General features: G+C 59.4%; 17 protein-coding genes. 9 read left to right on the top strand and 8 right to left on the bottom strand.

What is annotated here, in order from left to right; all coding sequences use genetic code 11:
* The 5 genes from tusC to VD17_RS02405 all read left to right on the top strand — a co-directional run bounded on the left by tusC (position 1) and on the right by VD17_RS02405 (position 3,084).
* Positions 1-363 (top strand): sulfurtransferase complex subunit TusC, encoded by a 363-nt coding sequence (tusC, locus tag VD17_RS02425; protein WP_046052501.1) that lies wholly within the window; start codon positions 1-3, stop codon positions 361-363.
* Entirely contained in the window at positions 363-656 is a 294-nt protein-coding gene (gene tusB / locus VD17_RS02420; RefSeq protein WP_046052500.1) for a sulfurtransferase complex subunit TusB, read from the top strand. The genes tusC and tusB overlap by 1 nt, the downstream gene beginning before the upstream one ends.
* Positions 653-988 carry a TusE/DsrC/DsvC family sulfur relay protein gene (locus VD17_RS02415; RefSeq protein ID WP_033057029.1) on the top strand — a complete coding sequence of 112 codons (336 nt, stop codon included), beginning with the start codon at positions 653-655 and terminating at the stop codon, positions 986-988. Before tusB ends, VD17_RS02415 begins: the two co-directional genes overlap by 4 nt.
* Positions 985-1,986 carry a glycosyl transferase family protein gene (locus tag VD17_RS02410; protein WP_046052499.1) on the top strand — a complete coding sequence of 334 codons (1,002 nt, stop codon included), beginning with the start codon at positions 985-987 and terminating at the stop codon, positions 1,984-1,986. The genes VD17_RS02415 and VD17_RS02410 overlap by 4 nt, the downstream gene beginning before the upstream one ends.
* Before the next feature lie 90 nt (positions 1,987-2,076).
* Entirely contained in the window at positions 2,077-3,084 is a 1,008-nt protein-coding gene (locus VD17_RS02405; protein WP_046052498.1) for a glutathione S-transferase family protein, read from the top strand.
* Between the two features lie 151 nt (positions 3,085-3,235).
* Here VD17_RS02405 and cysG read toward each other — a convergent pair whose 3' ends face one another.
* The 6 genes from cysG to VD17_RS02375 all read right to left on the bottom strand — a co-directional run bounded on the left by cysG (position 3,236) and on the right by VD17_RS02375 (position 10,878).
* Complete coding sequence (cysG, locus tag VD17_RS02400; protein WP_046052497.1) at positions 3,236-4,630, bottom strand: siroheme synthase CysG; 1,395 nt, start codon at positions 4,628-4,630, stop codon at positions 3,236-3,238.
* The gene (gene serS, locus VD17_RS02395; protein WP_046052496.1) at positions 4,631-5,911 is read right to left on the bottom strand and encodes a serine--tRNA ligase; all 1,281 of its coding nucleotides are present in this window, start codon (positions 5,909-5,911) and stop codon (positions 4,631-4,633) included. It abuts the gene before it with no gap.
* A gap of 15 nt (positions 5,912-5,926) precedes the next feature.
* Positions 5,927-6,301: a fluoride efflux transporter CrcB gene (gene crcB / locus VD17_RS02390; protein ID WP_008154847.1), complete on the bottom strand. Its 375-nt coding sequence runs from the start codon at positions 6,299-6,301 to the stop codon at positions 5,927-5,929.
* Positions 6,301-7,623: a replication-associated recombination protein A gene (locus VD17_RS02385; RefSeq protein WP_046052495.1), complete on the bottom strand. Its 1,323-nt coding sequence runs from the start codon at positions 7,621-7,623 to the stop codon at positions 6,301-6,303. Before VD17_RS02385 ends, crcB begins: the two co-directional genes overlap by 1 nt.
* A gap of 163 nt (positions 7,624-7,786) precedes the next feature.
* Positions 7,787-8,410: an outer membrane lipoprotein chaperone LolA gene (gene lolA, locus VD17_RS02380; RefSeq protein ID WP_008154853.1), complete on the bottom strand. Its 624-nt coding sequence runs from the start codon at positions 8,408-8,410 to the stop codon at positions 7,787-7,789.
* A gap of 65 nt (positions 8,411-8,475) precedes the next feature.
* Positions 8,476-10,878 carry a DNA translocase FtsK gene (locus tag VD17_RS02375; RefSeq protein WP_046052494.1) on the bottom strand — a complete coding sequence of 801 codons (2,403 nt, stop codon included), beginning with the start codon at positions 10,876-10,878 and terminating at the stop codon, positions 8,476-8,478.
* A 295-nt stretch (positions 10,879-11,173) separates the two neighbouring features.
* Between VD17_RS02375 and trxB the strand changes: the two genes are divergently transcribed.
* The 4 genes from trxB (at position 11,174) to infA (ending at position 13,973) form a co-directional block, all read left to right on the top strand.
* Entirely contained in the window at positions 11,174-12,133 is a 960-nt protein-coding gene (gene trxB / locus VD17_RS02370; RefSeq protein ID WP_046052493.1) for a thioredoxin-disulfide reductase, read from the top strand.
* A 64-nt stretch (positions 12,134-12,197) separates the two neighbouring features.
* Positions 12,198-12,878 carry a leucyl/phenylalanyl-tRNA--protein transferase gene (gene aat, locus VD17_RS02365; protein WP_046052492.1) on the top strand — a complete coding sequence of 227 codons (681 nt, stop codon included), beginning with the start codon at positions 12,198-12,200 and terminating at the stop codon, positions 12,876-12,878.
* 57 nt (positions 12,879-12,935) lie between these two features.
* Positions 12,936-13,643 (top strand): arginyltransferase, encoded by a 708-nt coding sequence (locus tag VD17_RS02360; RefSeq protein ID WP_008154860.1) that lies wholly within the window; start codon positions 12,936-12,938, stop codon positions 13,641-13,643.
* Between the two features lie 111 nt (positions 13,644-13,754).
* Positions 13,755-13,973 (top strand): translation initiation factor IF-1, encoded by a 219-nt coding sequence (gene infA / locus VD17_RS02355; protein WP_002553999.1) that lies wholly within the window; start codon positions 13,755-13,757, stop codon positions 13,971-13,973.
* Positions 13,974-14,227: 254 nt separating this feature from the next.
* Here the strand turns inward: infA and clpA are convergent, their stop codons facing one another.
* Both clpA and clpS read right to left on the bottom strand, forming a co-directional pair.
* Positions 14,228-16,498 carry an ATP-dependent Clp protease ATP-binding subunit ClpA gene (gene clpA, locus VD17_RS02350; RefSeq protein WP_033057050.1) on the bottom strand — a complete coding sequence of 757 codons (2,271 nt, stop codon included), beginning with the start codon at positions 16,496-16,498 and terminating at the stop codon, positions 14,228-14,230.
* Positions 16,499-16,528: 30 nt separating this feature from the next.
* Positions 16,529-16,891, bottom strand: a complete 363-nt coding sequence (gene clpS, locus VD17_RS02345) for an ATP-dependent Clp protease adapter ClpS (protein WP_027925124.1) — start codon at positions 16,889-16,891, stop codon at positions 16,529-16,531.
* Positions 16,892-16,981: the final 90 nt, after the last annotated feature.

The following is a 16,981-nucleotide window of genomic DNA, read 5'->3' as shown; positions in this document are numbered from 1 at the left end:
ATGCCTAAATCCTTGCTGATTATCAGCCGTCAGGCTCCCTGGTCCGGGCCGAGTGCGCGAGAAGCGCTGGACATCGTGCTGGCCGGCGGCGCCTTCGATCTGCCAATCGGCCTGCTGTTTCTCGATGACGGGGTGTTCCAGCTCGCCGCGAAACAGGATGCCAAGGCCCTCCAGCAGAAGGACCTGAGCGCCAACCTGCAAGCCTTGCCGATGTTCGGTGTCGACGAGCTGTTTGTCTGTGGCGACAGCGCCGCTGAACGCGGCCTGGACCCGGCGGGTTTGTCGCTCGAAGAAGCGCAGGTGCTGGCCGCCCACGAAATCACCGCACTTATTGACCGTTACGACCAGGTGATCACCCTCTGATGTCGACTTTGCATGTGTTGTCTCATTCCCCGTTCGGCGACGATCGCCTGACCAGTTGCCTGCGCTTGATGGGCGCTGACGATGCGTTGCTGCTGACCGGTGACGCGGCCTATGCCTTGCAACCAGGCACCGCGCCGTTCAATGCGCTGAACGCCCGCAATCTGAAACTGTTCGTACTGGCCGAAGACGCCCAGGCTCGCGCGCTGGAGATTCCTGACACGGTCACGGCCATCGATTACCCGGCCTTCGTCGAGCTGTCGATTGACTACGACAAGGTCAACAGTTGGCTATGAACTCCCTGACGGTCGGCGCACGCGCCATCGAGTTGGACAAGGACGGTTTCCTGGTCGAACTGAGCGACTGGTCCTTTGAGGTGGCCAGCGCCCTGGCCGCCGCCGAAGACATCGAGTTGAGCCCCGAACACTGGGAAATCCTCGAACTGCTGCGCAGTTTCTATGCCGAATTCCAGTTGTCGCCGGCCACTCGTCCGCTGATCAAGTACACCGCGCTGAAGCTGGGCCCGGACAAGGGCAACAGCCTGCACCTGAACCGATTGTTCAAAGGCACCCCTGCCAAACTCGCCGCGAAACTGGCGGGCCTGCCCAAACCGACGAATTGCTTATGACCGACTATCCAGCGCTGACCCTCGAAACACCCGCCGAACACCCGTTCGCCCAATTCGTGCGCATTCTCGGCAAGGGCAAACGCGGCGCCCGCGACTTGACCCGCGAGGAAGCCCGAGAAGCCATGGGCATGGTGATCGACCACAAGGTCGAAGACACCCAGCTCGGCGCATTTCTGATGCTATTGCGGCATAAGGAAGAAAGCGCCGAGGAGATGGCGGGGTTCACCGAAGCGTTGCGCGAACGTTTACAGGCACCGACGTTGAATGTGGATCTGGACTGGCCAACCTACGCTGGCAAGAAACGTCATCTGCCGTGGTATCTGCTGGCGGCCAAGTGCCTGGCGCAGAACGGCGTGCGGATTTTCATGCACGGCGGTGGTGCACACACGGCCGGTCGGCTGTACAGCGAGCAATTGCTGGACGAGTTGAAAATTCCGTTGTGCCGCGACTGGCAGCAGGTGGGTGTAGCGCTCGATAACGGCGGTCTGGCCTTCATGCCGCTGGTGGATTGGGCGCCCCAACTTCAGCGGATGATCGACCTGCGCAACACCTTGGGCCTGCGCTCGCCAATCCATTCCCTGACGCGGATTCTCAATCCGTTGGGCGCTCGCTGTGGCCTGCAAAGCATTTTCCACCCCGGCTACCAGGCGGTGCATCGCGATGCCAGCGGTTTGCTCGGCGATACCGCAATCGTGATCAAGGGCGACGGCGGCGAAATCGAGATCAACCCGGACGCCGACAGTCACTTGTACGGCACCACTGGCGGCGAAAGCTGGGACGAGGAATGGCCGCAGCTGTCGAGCCATCGCCACGTCAAACCGGCCACCCTCGATCCCGAACATCTAAAAGCTGTGTGGCGCGGTGACGTGGTCGACAGCTATCCGCAAATGGCGCTGATCTCGACCATGGCCCTGGCCTTGCGCGGCCTCGGCCAAACCCGCAAACTCGCCTTCGAAACCGCCCAGCAATATTGGGACGCTCGGGACAAATCGATTTAACCGATCATAAGCGCCCAACCTTTGCGCTTTTTTGTCGAACCTATGCGAATAGACTCCTCTCAAACGCTTATTGGCTGAGGAGTCTTGAACATGGGTTTGTTAGTTGAAGGTCGCTGGCATGACCAGTGGTACGAAAGCGGCAAGGACGGCGCGTTCCAGCGTGAACAAGCGCAGCGTCGCAACTGGCTGACCGTCGACGGCAAGCCTGGTCCGACAGGTGTCGGTGGCTTTGCGGCCGAGGCCGGTCGTTATCACCTCTACGTGTCCCTCGCCTGTCCATGGGCTCACCGCACGCTGATCCTGCGCAAACTCAAAGGCCTTGAAAGCCTGATCGACGTCTCGGTGGTCAGTTGGCTGATGCTGGAAAACGGCTGGACCTTCGACCAGAACCTCGGATCGACCGGGGACAAGCTCGATCATTTCAATTTCATGCACCAGCGCTACACCGCCGATACCGCCGACTACACCGGCCGCGTCACCGTGCCTGTGCTCTGGGACAAACAGCAAAATCGTATCGTCAACAATGAATCGGCGGAGATCATCCGCATGTTCAATGGTGCCTTCAATGATTTGACCGGTAATGACCTGGATTTCTACCCGGCACCGCTACGGGGCGAGATCGATGCGCTGAACGAACGGATTTATCCGGCGGTGAACAATGGCGTGTATCGCGCAGGGTTTGCTACGTCGCAGCAGGCGTATGAAGAGGCGTTCGACGGGTTGTTCGAGGAGCTTGATCGACTGGAACAGCTATTGGGCGCCAATCGCTACCTGACGGGTGAATACCTGACCGAAGCTGATATTCGGCTGTTCACCACGTTGATTCGCTTTGATGTAGTGTATTACGGGCACTTCAAGTGCAACCTGCGGCGGATCGCCGATTATCCGAACCTGTCGAACTGGTTGCGGGAGATTTATCAGTGGCCGGGGATTGCCGAGACGGTGGACTTTACCCACATCAAGAATCACTACTACGGCAGCCACAAGACCATCAATCCGACCGGGATCGTGCCTAAAGGGCCGGCGCAGGATTTCACGGCACCGCATGATCGCGAGCGGTTGAGCGGGAAAGGGGTTTGGCGCAGGGCCCTGGCTTAATCCGAAATTTGCAGCGGATTTGAGGGCCCCATCGCGAGCAAGCTCGCTCCCACAGGATTTTAGGTGATGCCGAAGATTGCAGCATCATCATAAATCCTGTGGGAGCGAGCTTGCTCCGGGCGGCGTTCCGACGATGGGGGCAACTCAGTCTTCAGACTTGTGCCTGAGCGCCCTCGAACCACGCCAGTTTCTCGCGCAATTGCACCACTTCCCCAACGATCACCAGTGTCGGCGCATGCACTTCATGCTCCGCCACCAGGCTTGGCAAATCGGCCAACGTGCCGGTAAACACCCGCTGATTGACCGTGGTGCCCTGCTGGATCAACGCCGCTGGCGTATCCGCTGCGCGACCGTGCTTGATCAACTGCTCGCAGATGATCGGCAAACCCACCAACCCCATGTAAAACACCAGGGTTTGCGCCGGCGCGACCAGGTCGGCCCACGGCAAATCGGTGGAGCCGTCCTTCAGGTGCCCGGTGACAAAACGCACAGACTGCGCGTAATCACGGTGAGTCAGCGGAATCCCGGCATACGCCGCGCAACCGCTGGCGGCCGTGATACCCGGCACCACCTGGAACGGGATGCCATGGGCCGCCAGCTCTTCGATCTCTTCACCGCCGCGACCGAAGATGAACGGATCACCGCCCTTCAACCGCACGACCCGCTTGCCTTGCTTGGCCAAATCCACCAATTGCTGGTTGATCTGATCCTGAGGCACGGCGTGATCGGAGCGACGCTTGCCGACGTAAATCCGCTCGGCATCGCGACGGCACAAATCCAGAATCGCCGGCGCCACCAAGCGGTCATACAGCACCACATCGGCTTGCTGCATCAGACGCAACGCACGGAAGGTCAGCAGGTCGGGATCACCCGGCCCGGCGCCCACCAAATAGACTTCGCCCGTTGCATTCGGCGCTTCACCGGCAATTTTCGCCAGCATCAGGCGCTCGGCTTCGGCGCCCTGCCCGGCCAGTTGCCGGTCGGCAATCGGGCCCTGGAACACGTCTTCCCAAAACGCCCGACGCTGCTGCACATCCGGGAACAGGTGTTTGACCTGACTGCGAAAACGCGCCGCCAGGCCGGCCAGTTGACCGTAGGTGGAAGGAATCCAGGTTTCCAGTTTGGCGCGGATCAACCGCGCCAGCACTGGCGCGTCGCCGCCGCTGGAGACCGCTACGATCAAAGGAGAACGGTCGACGATCGCCGGGAAGATCACGCTGCACAAGGCTGGCGCGTCCACCACATTGACCGGCACACAACGCCGATGGGCATCGGCGGAGACTTGTGCGTTCAGCGGTTCGTCGTCGGTGGCGGCGATGATCAGCCCGCAACCGTCCAGGTCCGACTCAACGTAGCCTCGCACCAGACACTCACCACCACTGCCGGCAACCAGTTCGCGCAGTTGCGGTTCGATTTCAGGTGCGACCACCCGCAGCAGCGCACCGGCTTCGGCCAGCAGGCGGGATTTGCGCAAGGCAATCTCCCCCCCGCCGACGACCAAGACACGACTGCCGCGAAGGTTATGGAACAGCGGCAGATAGTCCATTTAGCCGATGACCTCAAGGCCACCCATGTACGGTTTCAGCACGTCCGGCACACGGATCGAACCGTCGGCTTGCTGGTAGTTTTCCAGCACCGCCACCAGGGTACGACCAACCGCCAGGCCGGAACCGTTCAGGGTGTGAACCAGTTCAGGCTTGCCGGTTTCCGGGTTACGGAAACGCGCTTGCATGCGACGGGCCTGGAAGTCGCCGCAGTTGGAGCACGACGAAATCTCGCGGTATTTGTCCTGGCTCGGGATCCACACTTCCAGGTCGTAGGTCTTGACCGCGCTGAAACCCATGTCGCCAGTGCACAGCGCAATGGTGCGATAAGGCAGCTCGAGCAATTGCAGGACTTTTTCAGCGTTGGCCGTCAGGCCTTCCAGCGCGTCCATCGAGGTCGACGGCTCAACGATCTGGACCATTTCAACCTTGTCGAACTGGTGCTGACGGATCATGCCGCGCGTATCGCGACCCGAGGCACCCGCCTCACTGCGGAAGCATGGGGTGTGGGCGACGAACTTGATCGGCAGCAGTTTCGAATCGACGATTTCGCCAGCGACGATGTTGGTCAGCGACACTTCGGCGGTCGGAATCAGGTACAGATCGGCTTCGCCTTCGCGAGCGATCTTGAACAGGTCTTCTTCGAATTTCGGCAACTGACCGGTGCCTTGCAGCGCCGGCGCTTGAACCAGATAAGGCGTGTACGCCTCTTCGTAACCGTGTTCGCTGGTGTGCAGGTTGATCATGAACTGCGCCAGGGCGCGGTGCATACGAGCAATCGGGCCACGCAACAGGGCGAAACGGGCGCCGGACAGCTTGGCGGCGGTTTCGAAGTCCAGCCAGCCGAATTTCTCGCCCAGGGCGACGTGGTCCAGAACCGGGAAGTCGAACGCGGTCGGAGTGCCCCAGCGGCGCACTTCGACGTTGCCGTCTTCGTCGTCACCGATCGGCACGGATTCGTGCGGCAGGTTCGGGATGCCGAGCAGAATCGAATCCAGATCGGTCTGGATCGCGTCCAGCTCGACTTTGCCGGCGCTCAATTCGTTCGCCATGCGCTCGACGTCGGCCATCAGCGGTGCGATGTCTTCGCCGCGCTGCTTGGCCTGGCCGATGGATTTGGAGCGCGCATTACGGTCAGCCTGCAGTGCTTCGGTGCGGGTCTGGACGGTCTTGCGCTGTTCTTCCAGCGCTTCGATGCGCGCAACATCCAACGTGTAGCCACGGGATGCCAGGCGGTCCGCTACGTCCTGAAGGTTGCTACGTAACAGTTTGGAATCGAGCATGTCGGTCTCTCGTTATCAAAGTTTGGTCAAGGACAGGCCAGCCCAGGTAGCGAGCAGCCCGCCGAATACGCTGATGGCAGCATAGACAAAAGCCAGCGGTATTTGCCCGGTTTCCAGCAGACGCACCGTATCCAGTGAAAAAGATGAAAAAGTCGTCAGCCCCCCGAGGAAGCCGACCATCAACCCGGCACGCACCTCAATCGGCACCTCCGGGCGTACTAAAAACAGACCGTATAGAACGCCGATCAGCAGACAGCCGACGATATTAACGGCCAGCGTCGCGGTATAGAAGTGCCGCGGCCAATTAGCGTTGATCCAGTTACCCGTGGCAAAGCGTAAAAGCGTTCCGGCGATACCGCCCACAGAAACGGCAACGATCAAAGGGATCACTATTTTCTCCGCTGCCGAGGGCTGAGACGGTCAAGTTGCGCGAGGTGATTGAGCTTCTCGCCGATTTTCAGCTCCAGGCCACGCGGCACCGGCTGATAGAACGGTTGTGGCTCGAGTTCTTCCGGGAAATAGTCTTCGCCAGCGGCGTAAGCGTCCGGCTCATCGTGGGCGTAACGGTATTCGTCGCCATAACCCAGTTGCTTCATCAGCTTGGTCGGCGCGTTGCGCAGGTGCAGCGGCACTTCCAGCGAACCGTGTTCGGTGGCGCTGCGCATGGCGGCTTTGAACCCCATGTACACCGCGTTGCTTTTCGGCGCGCAGGCCAGATAGGTGATGGCCTGGGCGACCGCCAATTCGCCTTCCGGGCTGCCGAGGCGCTCCTGCACTTCCCACGCTGCCAGGCACAAGCTCAGGGCGCGGGGGTCGGCGTTGCCGATGTCTTCGCTGGCCATGCGCACCACGCGCCGGGCCAGGTACAGCGGATCGCAACCGCCGTCGATCATTCGGGCGAACCAGTACAGTGCACCGTCGGGATTGGAGCCGCGCACCGATTTATGCAGCGCGGAAATCTGGTCGTAAAACGCTTCGCCACCCTTGTCGAAACGTCGACGGGTATCACCGAGCAGGCTTTGCAGCAGATCGATGCCGATCTCGCTGTTGTCTTCAGCCAGGTCCGAGGCGTTTTCCAGCAGGTTGAGCAGACGCCGGCCATCGCCATCGGCGGCCGACAGCAGCATCTGGAAGCCTTCATCGCTGAGGGTCAGTTGCCGCTTGCCCAGGCCACGCTCTTCGGTCAGTGCGCGATGCACCAGTTTGCGCAGTGCCGCTTCATCAAGGCTTTTGAGCACGTAGACGCGGGCCCGGGAGAGCAACGCGTTGTTGAGTTCAAACGAGGGGTTTTCAGTGGTTGCGCCGATGAAAATCAGCGTGCCGTCTTCGACGTATGGCAGGAACGCATCCTGCTGGGACTTGTTGAAGCGATGCACTTCATCGACGAACAGGATGGTCCGCTTGCCGTACTGCCCGGCCTGCTGCTTGGCGATTTCCACCGCCTGACGGATTTCCTTCACGCCGGCCAGTACCGCCGAAACCGTTTCGAAGTGCGCATCCGAGACTTCCGCCAGCAGCCGCGCCAGTGTGGTTTTCCCCACACCCGGCGGCCCCCAGAAAATCATAGAGTGCAGGGCACCCTGCTCCAGGGCTTCGCGCAAAGGCTTGCCGCGAGCGAGCACGTGTTCCTGACCGACGTACTCGTCCAGATTGGCCGCACGCAAACGGGCGGCCAAGGGCTGAGCAATCGGGGCACTGCGAAACAGGTCCATCACTGCTGTCGAAACCTCACTACTTGAACACCGCAGGCCTCCTGTAGGAGTGAGCCTGCTCGCGATGACGGCATTACATTCAACATCAATGTTGACTGACCCGACGCTATCGTCGGAACGCCGCCCGGAGCAGGCTCACTCCTACAGGTTTTGCGGTGGCTCTTTATTCCTGGATCACATCGGCACCCTTGGGGATGTCGAACTTGAACTTGGACGCCGGGATCGGCTCGTTGGCCTTCACGCCGGTGAACAGGATGTTGGTGCGCTGGCCGACGCTGTCGATCATCTGCATGTCATTGACCAGACCGTTACGGAACGACAGGCGCAGGCTGTCGAACAGGGTGTCCTTGGTTTTCGGCTTCAAGGTGAAGTCGATCACGCCACCGGCTTCCTTGGCGCTGATGTCGAAGCTCTGGCTGATCTTGGACACGTCACCGGACAGCAGCAACGCCGGGGTCTGGGTCAGGCGCTGATCGAGGTTCTTGATAGTGGCCTGCTCCAGGTCCGGATCCCACAACGTCACCTTCTTGCCGTCGGAGACCATCGTTTGTTCGGCCGGCGCGTTGGTGTGCCAGTAAAACAAGCCGGGACGCTGCAAGGACATTTCACCCGCGGTTTCCTGCAACTGGGTGCCACTGCCGTCGAGGGTCAGCTGGGAGAAACGTGCAGTCAGGGTCTGGGATTTTTCCAGCAGTTGGGTCAGACGTGCCACGTCCTTGTCATCGGCGTGGGCCGAGAGCGTGGTCAAAGCCAAAACCGGCAGCAACAGCATGCGGATAAGACGCATGGGAGTCCTCATAACATTCGTGGGGGTGCGATGGCGCGTCATTACGCCACCGCGCTTCAAGCAATTCAGTCGCGTACCGGGCCCGGAGCCAGGACTTCACGCGAACCGTTGGTGTTCATGGACGTCACGACCCCGGCCATTTCCATGGCTTCGATCATGCGCGCGGCGCGGTTGTAGCCGATTTTCAGCTTGCGCTGAACCGCAGAGATGGACGCACGACGGCTTTCCAGTACGAACTGCACCGCTTCGTCGTAGAGCGCATCGGATTCACTGTCTTCGTCACCGCCGCTGCCGCCTTCAAAGCCGCTACCCGGCTCTTCGACACCGGCGAGAATCTCGTCGTTGTACTCCGGCGCGCCGCGCAGTTTCCAGGCTTCGACCACCCGGTGAACCTCGTCATCGGACACGAAGGCACCGTGGACACGAATCGGCAGACTGGTGCCCGGCGGCATGTAGAGCATGTCACCGTGGCCCAACAGTTGTTCGGCGCCGCCCTGGTCGATGATGGTCCGGGAGTCGATCTTGCTCGACACCTGGAACGCCATACGCGTCGGAATGTTGGCCTTGATCAGACCGGTGATCACATCAACCGACGGACGCTGGGTCGCGAGAATCAAGTGGATACCGGCAGCACGCGCCTTCTGGGCGATACGGGCGATCAGTTCTTCAACCTTCTTGCCGACGATCATCATCATGTCGGCGAATTCGTCCACCACCACGACAATCGTCGGCAGCTTGGTCAGCAGCGGCGCTTCGTCGTGAATGCTTTCGCGCTTGTACAACGGATCGGTCAACGGTGTACCGGCGTCCTGGGCTTCCTTGACCTTGGCATTGAAGCCCGACAGGTTACGCACGCCCATTTTCGCCATCAGTTTGTAGCGACGCTCCATCTCCGCCACGCTCCAGCGCAGGGCGTTGGCGGCGTCCTTCATGTCGGTCACGACCGGGCACAACAGGTGCGGAATGCCTTCGTAGATCGACAGCTCAAGCATTTTCGGGTCGATCATGATCAGCTTGGCGTCTTCCGGGCCGGACTTGAACAGGATCGACAGGATCATCGCGTTCACGCCCACCGATTTACCGGAACCGGTCGTACCGGCTACCAGCAAGTGAGGCATCTTCGCGAGGTCGGTGATGACCGGCTTGCCACCAATGTCGTGACCCAGGGCCAAAGTAACCGGTGACTTGAAGTTGTCGTACTCGGGGGTCGACAGCACTTCGGAGAAGCGCACGATCTGGCGGTCTTCGTTAGGAATCTCGATACCGACAGTGGTCTTGCCCGGAATCACTTCCACCACGCGCACGCTGGTCACGGCCAGGGAACGTGCCAGGTCTTTTGCCAGGTTGGAGATACGGCTGACCTTGACGCCGGCCGCTGGCTGGATTTCGTAACGGGTAATCACCGGGCCCGGGTGAATCGAATCCACCGAGACTTCGACGCCGAATTCCTTGAGCTTGATTTCCAGCAAGTGGCCAACCGCAGCCAGGGATTCAGGCGAGTAATTGAGTTGTTTCTTTTCTGCCGGGTCGAGAATCGAGATCGGCGGCAAGGTGCCTTCGACGGCGCTGTCGACGAACAACGGCGCCTGTTTCTCTTTTTCCACGCGCTTGCTGGGCGCCGCTGGCTTGGGCGGCGCTGGGGCAATCACCGGCGGCACCTGCTTCTCGCGGTCCGACATGTGTTTGCTCAGGGCTTGCTCGCGCTCGATCAGGCGTTCCTTGACCTTGGCCTGCTCGCGTTTGTCGGTGACGGTCGGCGCCACCACGTCGTGGACGCGGTCGTCGACTTCACGCAATTGAGCAACCAATTGTTTGCGCTCGACACGGGCCGCCCACCAGCGATTGGCCGCGCCCTGGAACAATTCGAACAGGTCGAGGGTGATCTTGCCAGTGAGGTCCATCACCTTGAACCACGACAGGTCGGTGAACACCGTCAGGCCAAACAGGAACAACGCGATGAACAACAGCGTACTGCCCTGGATATTCAGCGCGTTCCGGGCCAGATCGCCAAGGCTTTCGCCTAAAGCGCCACCAGCGCCGGCCGGCAGACCGGTCGCGGCGTGGAAATGGATATGGGCCAGGGCCGCGCCCGACAGCACCAGGAACACCAGGCCAATCAGGCGCCAGGAGAACAGCCAGCCGCTCCACTCCCACTGCTCGTGGCGTTGGCGAAAGATTTGATAGGCCTTGATCGCCAGCAACAGCGGGAAGATGTAGGCGAAGTAACCCAACACCATGAACAGGATATCGGCGCTGTAGGAGCCGACCGGTCCGCCGAAGTTCTGCACATCTTCGATCTTGCTGTTATGGCTCCAGCCCGGATCGTCCTTGCCGTAGGTCAACAAGGCCATCATCAGGAACAGGCACAAGCCGCCGATGGCGATCAATGCACCTTCCTTGAGCCGGTAGTGCAATTGCTGGCGCCAGAGCGGAACGACTGTTTTTGGTGCTGCGGTGGATTTCTTCAAAACGCTTCTTTTCCTGCGCCCATGGCGCGTCCATCTGTTGAATGACTATAAAAAACTGCCCAATCCAGGCAGGTAAAAAAGTTAACAGGCGTAACTGGGACTACTTTTAACACTACGCTCCGGTTTTTATAAACACGGCGCGCCGCGAATATTCTGTAACAAGTAGGCATTGTACGGGTTTGTTCGTCCGATGCCATGCTTGAAACCCAAGGTGTAGCATAGCCAACAGCACATTACGTGCGGTTCAATTTGAGCATGCATTCTCTTTTGTGACAAAGGCTTATGAGGTGTTTTTATGAGCGAAGCGAAGCATTCCCGCCTGATCATTCTGGGTTCCGGCCCAGCCGGTTACAGCGCAGCCGTTTATGCCGCCCGCGCCAACCTCAAACCCGTTGTCATTACCGGAATACAGGCAGGTGGCCAGCTCACCACCACCGTCGAAGTCGACAATTGGCCCGGTGATGTCGAAGGCCTCACCGGACCGGTGCTGATGGAACGCATGCAAAAACACGCCGAGCGCTTCCACACAGAGATCGTTTACGACCACATCCACACCGCCAAGTTGCAACAGCGCCCGTTCGAACTTATCGGCGACGGTGGCACTTACACCTGTGACGCGCTGATTATCGCCACCGGCGCCTCGGCGCAATACCTGGGGCTGCCATCGGAAGAGACTTTTGCCGGTAGAGGGGTTTCGGCTTGCGCGACGTGCGACGGTTTTTTCTACCGCAATCAGGTGGTCGCGGTCGTGGGCGGCGGCAATACGGCGGTTGAAGAAGCGCTGTACCTGGCGAACATCGCCAAGGAAGTTCACCTGATTCACCGGCGCGACAAATTGCGCTCGGAGAAGATTCTTCAGGACAAGCTCTTCGAAAAAGCCGCCAAAGGTAATATCCGCCTGCACTGGAACCAGAATCTGGATGAAATACTGGGCGATGCCAGCGGTGTGACCGGCGCCCGCCTGCGGGACAGCCACACTGGCGAGACCCGTGAATTGCCGCTGACCGGCGTGTTCATCGCTATTGGCCACAAACCCAACACCGACCTGTTCGAGGGTCAGCTGCAAATGCGTAATGGCTATCTGCTGGTCAAGGGCGGCAGCGAAGGCGACGCTACCAGCACCGAAATCCCGGGCGTGTTTGCCGCCGGCGACGTGGCCGATCACGTTTACCGCCAGGCCGTCACGTCTGCCGGGGCCGGTTGCATGGCCGCGCTGGACGCCGAGAAGTATCTCGACGACATTCCAGTCGTTTGACGGCACACTTCACGGTGGGCCTACCCGCCCACCACTGCCCTCCCCTTCTGCAAGCCCGGATGCCATGCTGACTTGGTTACAACGCAACACCCTGACCTTCCCGCCCCTGGAAAAAGCCATGCGCGATCCCAACGGGCTGTTGGCCGCGGGCGGCGATCTGTCCGCCGATCGTCTGATTCAGGCCTATCGCCACGGCTGTTTTCCGTGGTTCTCGGAAGGCCAGCCGATTCTCTGGTGGTCGCCGGATCCACGCACCGTACTGTTTCCCGACGAACTGCATGTCTCGCGCAGCCTGAACAAACTGCTGCGCCAGCAACGCTATCAAGTGACCTTTGATCAGGATTTTGCCGCAGTCATCCGCGCTTGCGCGGCGCCACGGGATTACGCCGACGGTACCTGGATCACGGAAGCCATGCAGAACGCCTACCTCGATCTGCACAGGCGTGGCTACGCCCATTCGGTAGAAGTCTGGGACCAGGGTGAGCTGGTAGGCGGGCTCTATGGCCTGGCGATGGGTCAGCTGTTTTTCGGCGAGTCCATGTTCAGTCGCGCCGACAACGCCTCTAAATATGGCTTTGCCACACTGGTCCGACATCTGAAAGACTCAGGCTTTGTGCTGATCGACTGCCAGATGCCGACCGACCATCTGCACAGCCTCGGCGCCCGAGCGATTCCTCGCCGCGAGTTTGCCGACTACCTTGCGCGGCATTTGGATCACCCCAGCCTCGCATTCTGGGTTTGCTGAGCGACTTTGGCGCGTGTGGCTTACACTTAATTCAAAACCTTATTCCGAGGGTTGATCATGACCGAGTTGGCGCGTTTGAAGTTTTATGCCACTCAGCCCCACTCTTGCAGTTATCTGCCCGAGGAGCAGGCCACGACCTTGTTCCTCGACCCTAGTCAGCCCATGGATGTGCATGTCTATGCAGACCTGTCTGAAATGGGTTTCCGTCGTAGCGGCGATCATCTTTACCGGCCTCATTGCCAGAATTGCAATGCGTGCGTACCGGCGCGCATCCCTGTGGCGCAATTTTCGCCCAACCGCCAGCAGAAACGCATCTTCAAACGAAATGTCGACCTGCAGGTGCGCCCTGCCAGACCGCAATTCAGCGAAGAGTATTTCGACCTTTATCAGCGCTATATCGAACAGCGTCACGCCGATGGCGATATGTACCCGCCGAGTCGCGATCAGTTTGCGACATTCCTGGTTCGTGACCTGCCGTTTTCCCGATTCTACGAATTCCGCCTCGAAGGACGACTGGTGGCGGTGGCCGTCACCGACTTGCTGCCGAACGGTCTGTCGGCGGTCTACACCTTCTACGAGCCCACTGAAGAACGCCGCAGCCTGGGGCGGTATGCGATTCTCTGGCAAATCGCCGAGGCTCAGCGTCTGGGGCTGGAAGCCGTCTATCTGGGCTACTGGATCAAAAACTGCAAAAAGATGAGCTACAAGACTCAATATCGCCCTATCGAACTGCTGATTAATCAGCGCTGGGTCATCCTGAACTAGAGCAAGCCGTAAACCCCTTGGCTTAAACCCCATTTTTCGGGCACAATGCACGCCGCTTTTGCCTGGCGCAGTTGCACCGGGCCATTCATTGGACACCGAGGGCTTTACTGCATGTCGAAAGAAGACAGCTTCGAAATGGAAGGCACTGTCGTCGACACCCTGCCCAACACCATGTTTCGTGTGGAGTTGGAAAATGGGCACGTCGTAACCGCGCATATCTCCGGCAAGATGCGCAAGAACTACATTCGTATTCTTACCGGCGACAAAGTGCGCGTCGAGCTGACGCCCTATGACTTGAGCAAAGGGCGCATCACTTACCGCGCTCGCTAATCAAGTCAATACAAAACGCCCGGTTTATGCCGGGCGTTTTTGTGTCTGCGTGATTTACCTGCAGCAACAATGATCACCTGTGGGAGCGAGCTTGCTCCGGGCGGCGTTCCGACGATAGCGGTGGATCAGCTTGCATCGATATCGAATGTGCTGCCGTCATCGCGAGCAAGCTCGCTCCCACAGGGGGACGGGGTACAAACCTCCAGACAGCAAAAAGGCGCCTTTCGGCGCCTTTTGCTTTCTTGCGATAACTGTCAGGCCATTTCAGCCGTGGTCTCGAAGTCGAAGGTCAGCTCGCCGTCCTTGAGATCGATGTGAACCACACCACCATGGTCGGCCAGTTCGCCAAAGAGAATCTCTTCCGCCAGCGGACGCTTGATCTTGTCCTGGATCAAACGCGCCATTGGACGAGCGCCCATTGCCGTGTCGTAGCCTCCCACTGCCAGCCAGCCGCGCGCCGCATCCGTCACTTCCAGCTGCACGCGCTTGTCTTCCAGCTGCGCCTGAAGCTCGGTAAGGAACTTGTCCACCACACTTTTGATGACCTCATGGCTGAGGCGACCAAACTGGATAATGGTGTCCAGACGGTTGCGGAACTCTGGCGTGAAGCTCTTCTTGATCACTTCCATCGCATCGGACGAGTGGTCCTGATGGGTGAAACCGATCGAAGCGCGAGCCGCTGTTTCGGCACCGGCGTTGGTCGTCATGATGACGATCACGTTACGGAAGTCCGCCTTGCGCCCGTTGTTATCGGTCAGCGTACCGTGGTCCATGACCTGCAGCAGCAGGTTGAAGACTTCCGGATGCGCCTTCTCGATCTCATCGAGCAACAGCACGCAGTGAGGCTGCTTGGTGATGGCTTCGGTCAGCAGACCGCCCTGATCGAACCCGACATAGCCTGGAGGCGCACCGATCAGACGCGATACGGTGTGGCGCTCCATGTACTCGGACATGTCGAAGCGAACCAGCTCGATGCCCAACGCCTTGGCCAGCTGACGTGCCGCTTCGGTTTTACCGACACCGGTAGGCCCTGCGAACAGGAACGAACCGACAGGCTTGTCAGGCGACTTGAGGCCGGCACGGGACAGTTTGATCGCGGTCGACAGCGAGTCGATCGCGGCATCCTGGCCAAATACCGTCAGCTTCAGGTCACGCTCAAGGTTACGCAGCAGCTCTTTGTCGGAGCTGGTGACGTGCTTAGGCGGAATCCGCGCGATTTTCGCGACGATGTCCTCGACCTGAGGCACTTCGATGCGTTTCACGCGCTTCTCGATTGGCTGCAGACGCTGGTAGGCGCCCGCCTCGTCGATGACGTCGATGGCTTTGTCCGGCATGTGCCGGTCATTGATGTAACGCGAGGCCAGTTCGGCCGCTGCACGCAACGCTTCATCGCTGTATTCGATGTTGTGGTGCGCTTCGAAACGACCTTTCAGGCCGCGCAGGATGCCAATGGTGTCTTCCACTGAAGGTTCCGACACATCGACCTTCTGGAAGCGCCGAGCCAACGCACGGTCCTTCTCGAAGATCCCGCGGAATTCCTGGAACGTGGTCGAACCGATGCAACGGATATCACCCGACGACAGCAGCGGCTTGAGCAGGTTCGAGGCATCCATGACCCCACCGGACGCGGCACCCGCACCAATGATGGTGTGAATTTCGTCGATGAACAGGATCGCCTGCGGACGTTTTTTCAGCTCATTGAGCAACGCCTTGAAGCGCTTCTCGAAATCGCCGCGGTATTTGGTCCCGGCCAGCAAGGCCCCCAGATCGAGGGAATACACCACGCTGTTGGCCAGCAGGTCCGGCACCTGGTTGTCGACAATGCGTTTGGCCAGGCCTTCGGCAATCGCGGTTTTACCCACGCCCGCCTCGCCCACCAACAGCGGATTGTTTTTGCGACGACGCGCCAGGATCTGCGCAACGCGCTCGACTTCCAGCTCACGGCCTACCAATGGATCGATTCGACCCTGACGCGCGAGTTCGTTGAGGTTGCTGGCATAAGCATCCAGAGGATTGCCTGAAGAAGAAGACTCACCGCCCTCGTCGTCCTGCATATCTTGCTCACCTTCAGAGTGATCGCCATGCCCCGGCACTTTGGAAATGCCGTGTGCGATGTAGTTGACGACATCAATGCGCGCAACGCTCTGCTGTTTCAGCAGGAACACGGCCTGACTCTCTTGCTCACTGAAGATCGCGACCAGTACGTTGGCGCCAGTCACTTCGCGTTTGCCCGAGCTCTGTACGTGAAAGACAGCACGTTGCAGAACACGCTGGAAGCCCAGGGTTGGCTGGGTCTCACGATCCTCGTCATGAACGGGGATCAATGGCGTGGTGGAGTCGATGAACTCCTGCAGATCGTGCTTGAGTTTGTCGAGGTTTGCGCCGCAGGCACGCAAAACGGTGGCGGCAGCCTCATTGTCCAATAGGGCCAGCAGGAGGTGTTCGACGGTCATGAATTCATGACGCTTCGATCGGGCCTCCTTGAAGGCAAGATTGAGGGTGACTTCGAGCTCGCGGTTTAACATAGCTTCACCTCATACCCAAGTGGTCGGCGATTAACCGTCCTTCTCGATTTCACAGAGTAGCGGATGCTGGCTTTCCCTGGCGTACTGGTTGACCTGCATGGCCTTAGTCTCGGCGATGTCGCGGGTAAACACTCCACATACTGCCCGTCCTTCTGTGTGGACGGCCAGCATGACCTTGGTCGCCAGCTCGCGATTCAGGTTAAAAAACACCTCGAGCACTTCGACGACGAAATCCATCGGTGTGTAGTCATCATTGAACAAAACCACCTTGTACATCGGCGGCGCCTGTAAAGCAGGCTTTGCCTCCTGAACAGCAATGCCTGCGGAATCGTCGTCGTGTGAATCAGGGTGATCCTGATTGAATGTTAGTCGAATCTGGCTGATTGCATGCATGGAAAGAAAGGTTCGTCAGTTGTGCAAATACAGTGGTGGGGGCGGCTATGGACGATTTCAACTCCGACTGCCCGGTCACCTTGACTATCG

It is taken from the genome of Pseudomonas fluorescens (assembly GCF_000968015.1).
GTDB lineage: Bacteria > Pseudomonadota > Gammaproteobacteria > Pseudomonadales > Pseudomonadaceae > Aquipseudomonas > Aquipseudomonas fluorescens_W.
The sequence above is the reverse complement of the archived record's forward strand: the minus strand, read 5'-3'. Positions and strand labels throughout refer to the sequence as shown.

Bases quoted from the DNA above. Each gene is read 5' to 3' on its own strand.
- aat (WP_046052492.1), top strand. From the start codon at position 12,198: ATGCTGACTTGGTTACAACGCAACACCCTGACCTTCCCGCCCCTGGAA.
- tusB (WP_046052500.1), top strand. From the start codon at position 363: ATGTCGACTTTGCATGTGTTGTCTCATTCCCCGTTCGGCGACGATCGC.
- serS (WP_046052496.1), bottom strand. From the start codon at position 5,911: ATGCTCGATTCCAAACTGTTACGTAGCAACCTTCAGGACGTAGCGGAC.
- clpA (WP_033057050.1), bottom strand. From the start codon at position 16,498: ATGTTAAACCGCGAGCTCGAAGTCACCCTCAATCTTGCCTTCAAGGAG.
- tusC (WP_046052501.1), top strand. From the start codon at position 1: ATGCCTAAATCCTTGCTGATTATCAGCCGTCAGGCTCCCTGGTCCGGG.
- VD17_RS02360 (WP_008154860.1), top strand. From the start codon at position 12,936: ATGACCGAGTTGGCGCGTTTGAAGTTTTATGCCACTCAGCCCCACTCT.
- VD17_RS02410 (WP_046052499.1), top strand. From the start codon at position 985: ATGACCGACTATCCAGCGCTGACCCTCGAAACACCCGCCGAACACCCG.
- clpS (WP_027925124.1), bottom strand. From the start codon at position 16,891: ATGCATGCAATCAGCCAGATTCGACTAACATTCAATCAGGATCACCCT.
- VD17_RS02385 (WP_046052495.1), bottom strand. From the start codon at position 7,623: ATGGACCTGTTTCGCAGTGCCCCGATTGCTCAGCCCTTGGCCGCCCGT.
- cysG (WP_046052497.1), bottom strand. From the start codon at position 4,630: ATGGACTATCTGCCGCTGTTCCATAACCTTCGCGGCAGTCGTGTCTTG.
- trxB (WP_046052493.1), top strand. From the start codon at position 11,174: ATGAGCGAAGCGAAGCATTCCCGCCTGATCATTCTGGGTTCCGGCCCA.
- lolA (WP_008154853.1), bottom strand. From the start codon at position 8,410: ATGCGTCTTATCCGCATGCTGTTGCTGCCGGTTTTGGCTTTGACCACG.
- infA (WP_002553999.1), top strand. From the start codon at position 13,755: ATGTCGAAAGAAGACAGCTTCGAAATGGAAGGCACTGTCGTCGACACC.
- VD17_RS02405 (WP_046052498.1), top strand. From the start codon at position 2,077: ATGGGTTTGTTAGTTGAAGGTCGCTGGCATGACCAGTGGTACGAAAGC.
- VD17_RS02415 (WP_033057029.1), top strand. From the start codon at position 653: ATGAACTCCCTGACGGTCGGCGCACGCGCCATCGAGTTGGACAAGGAC.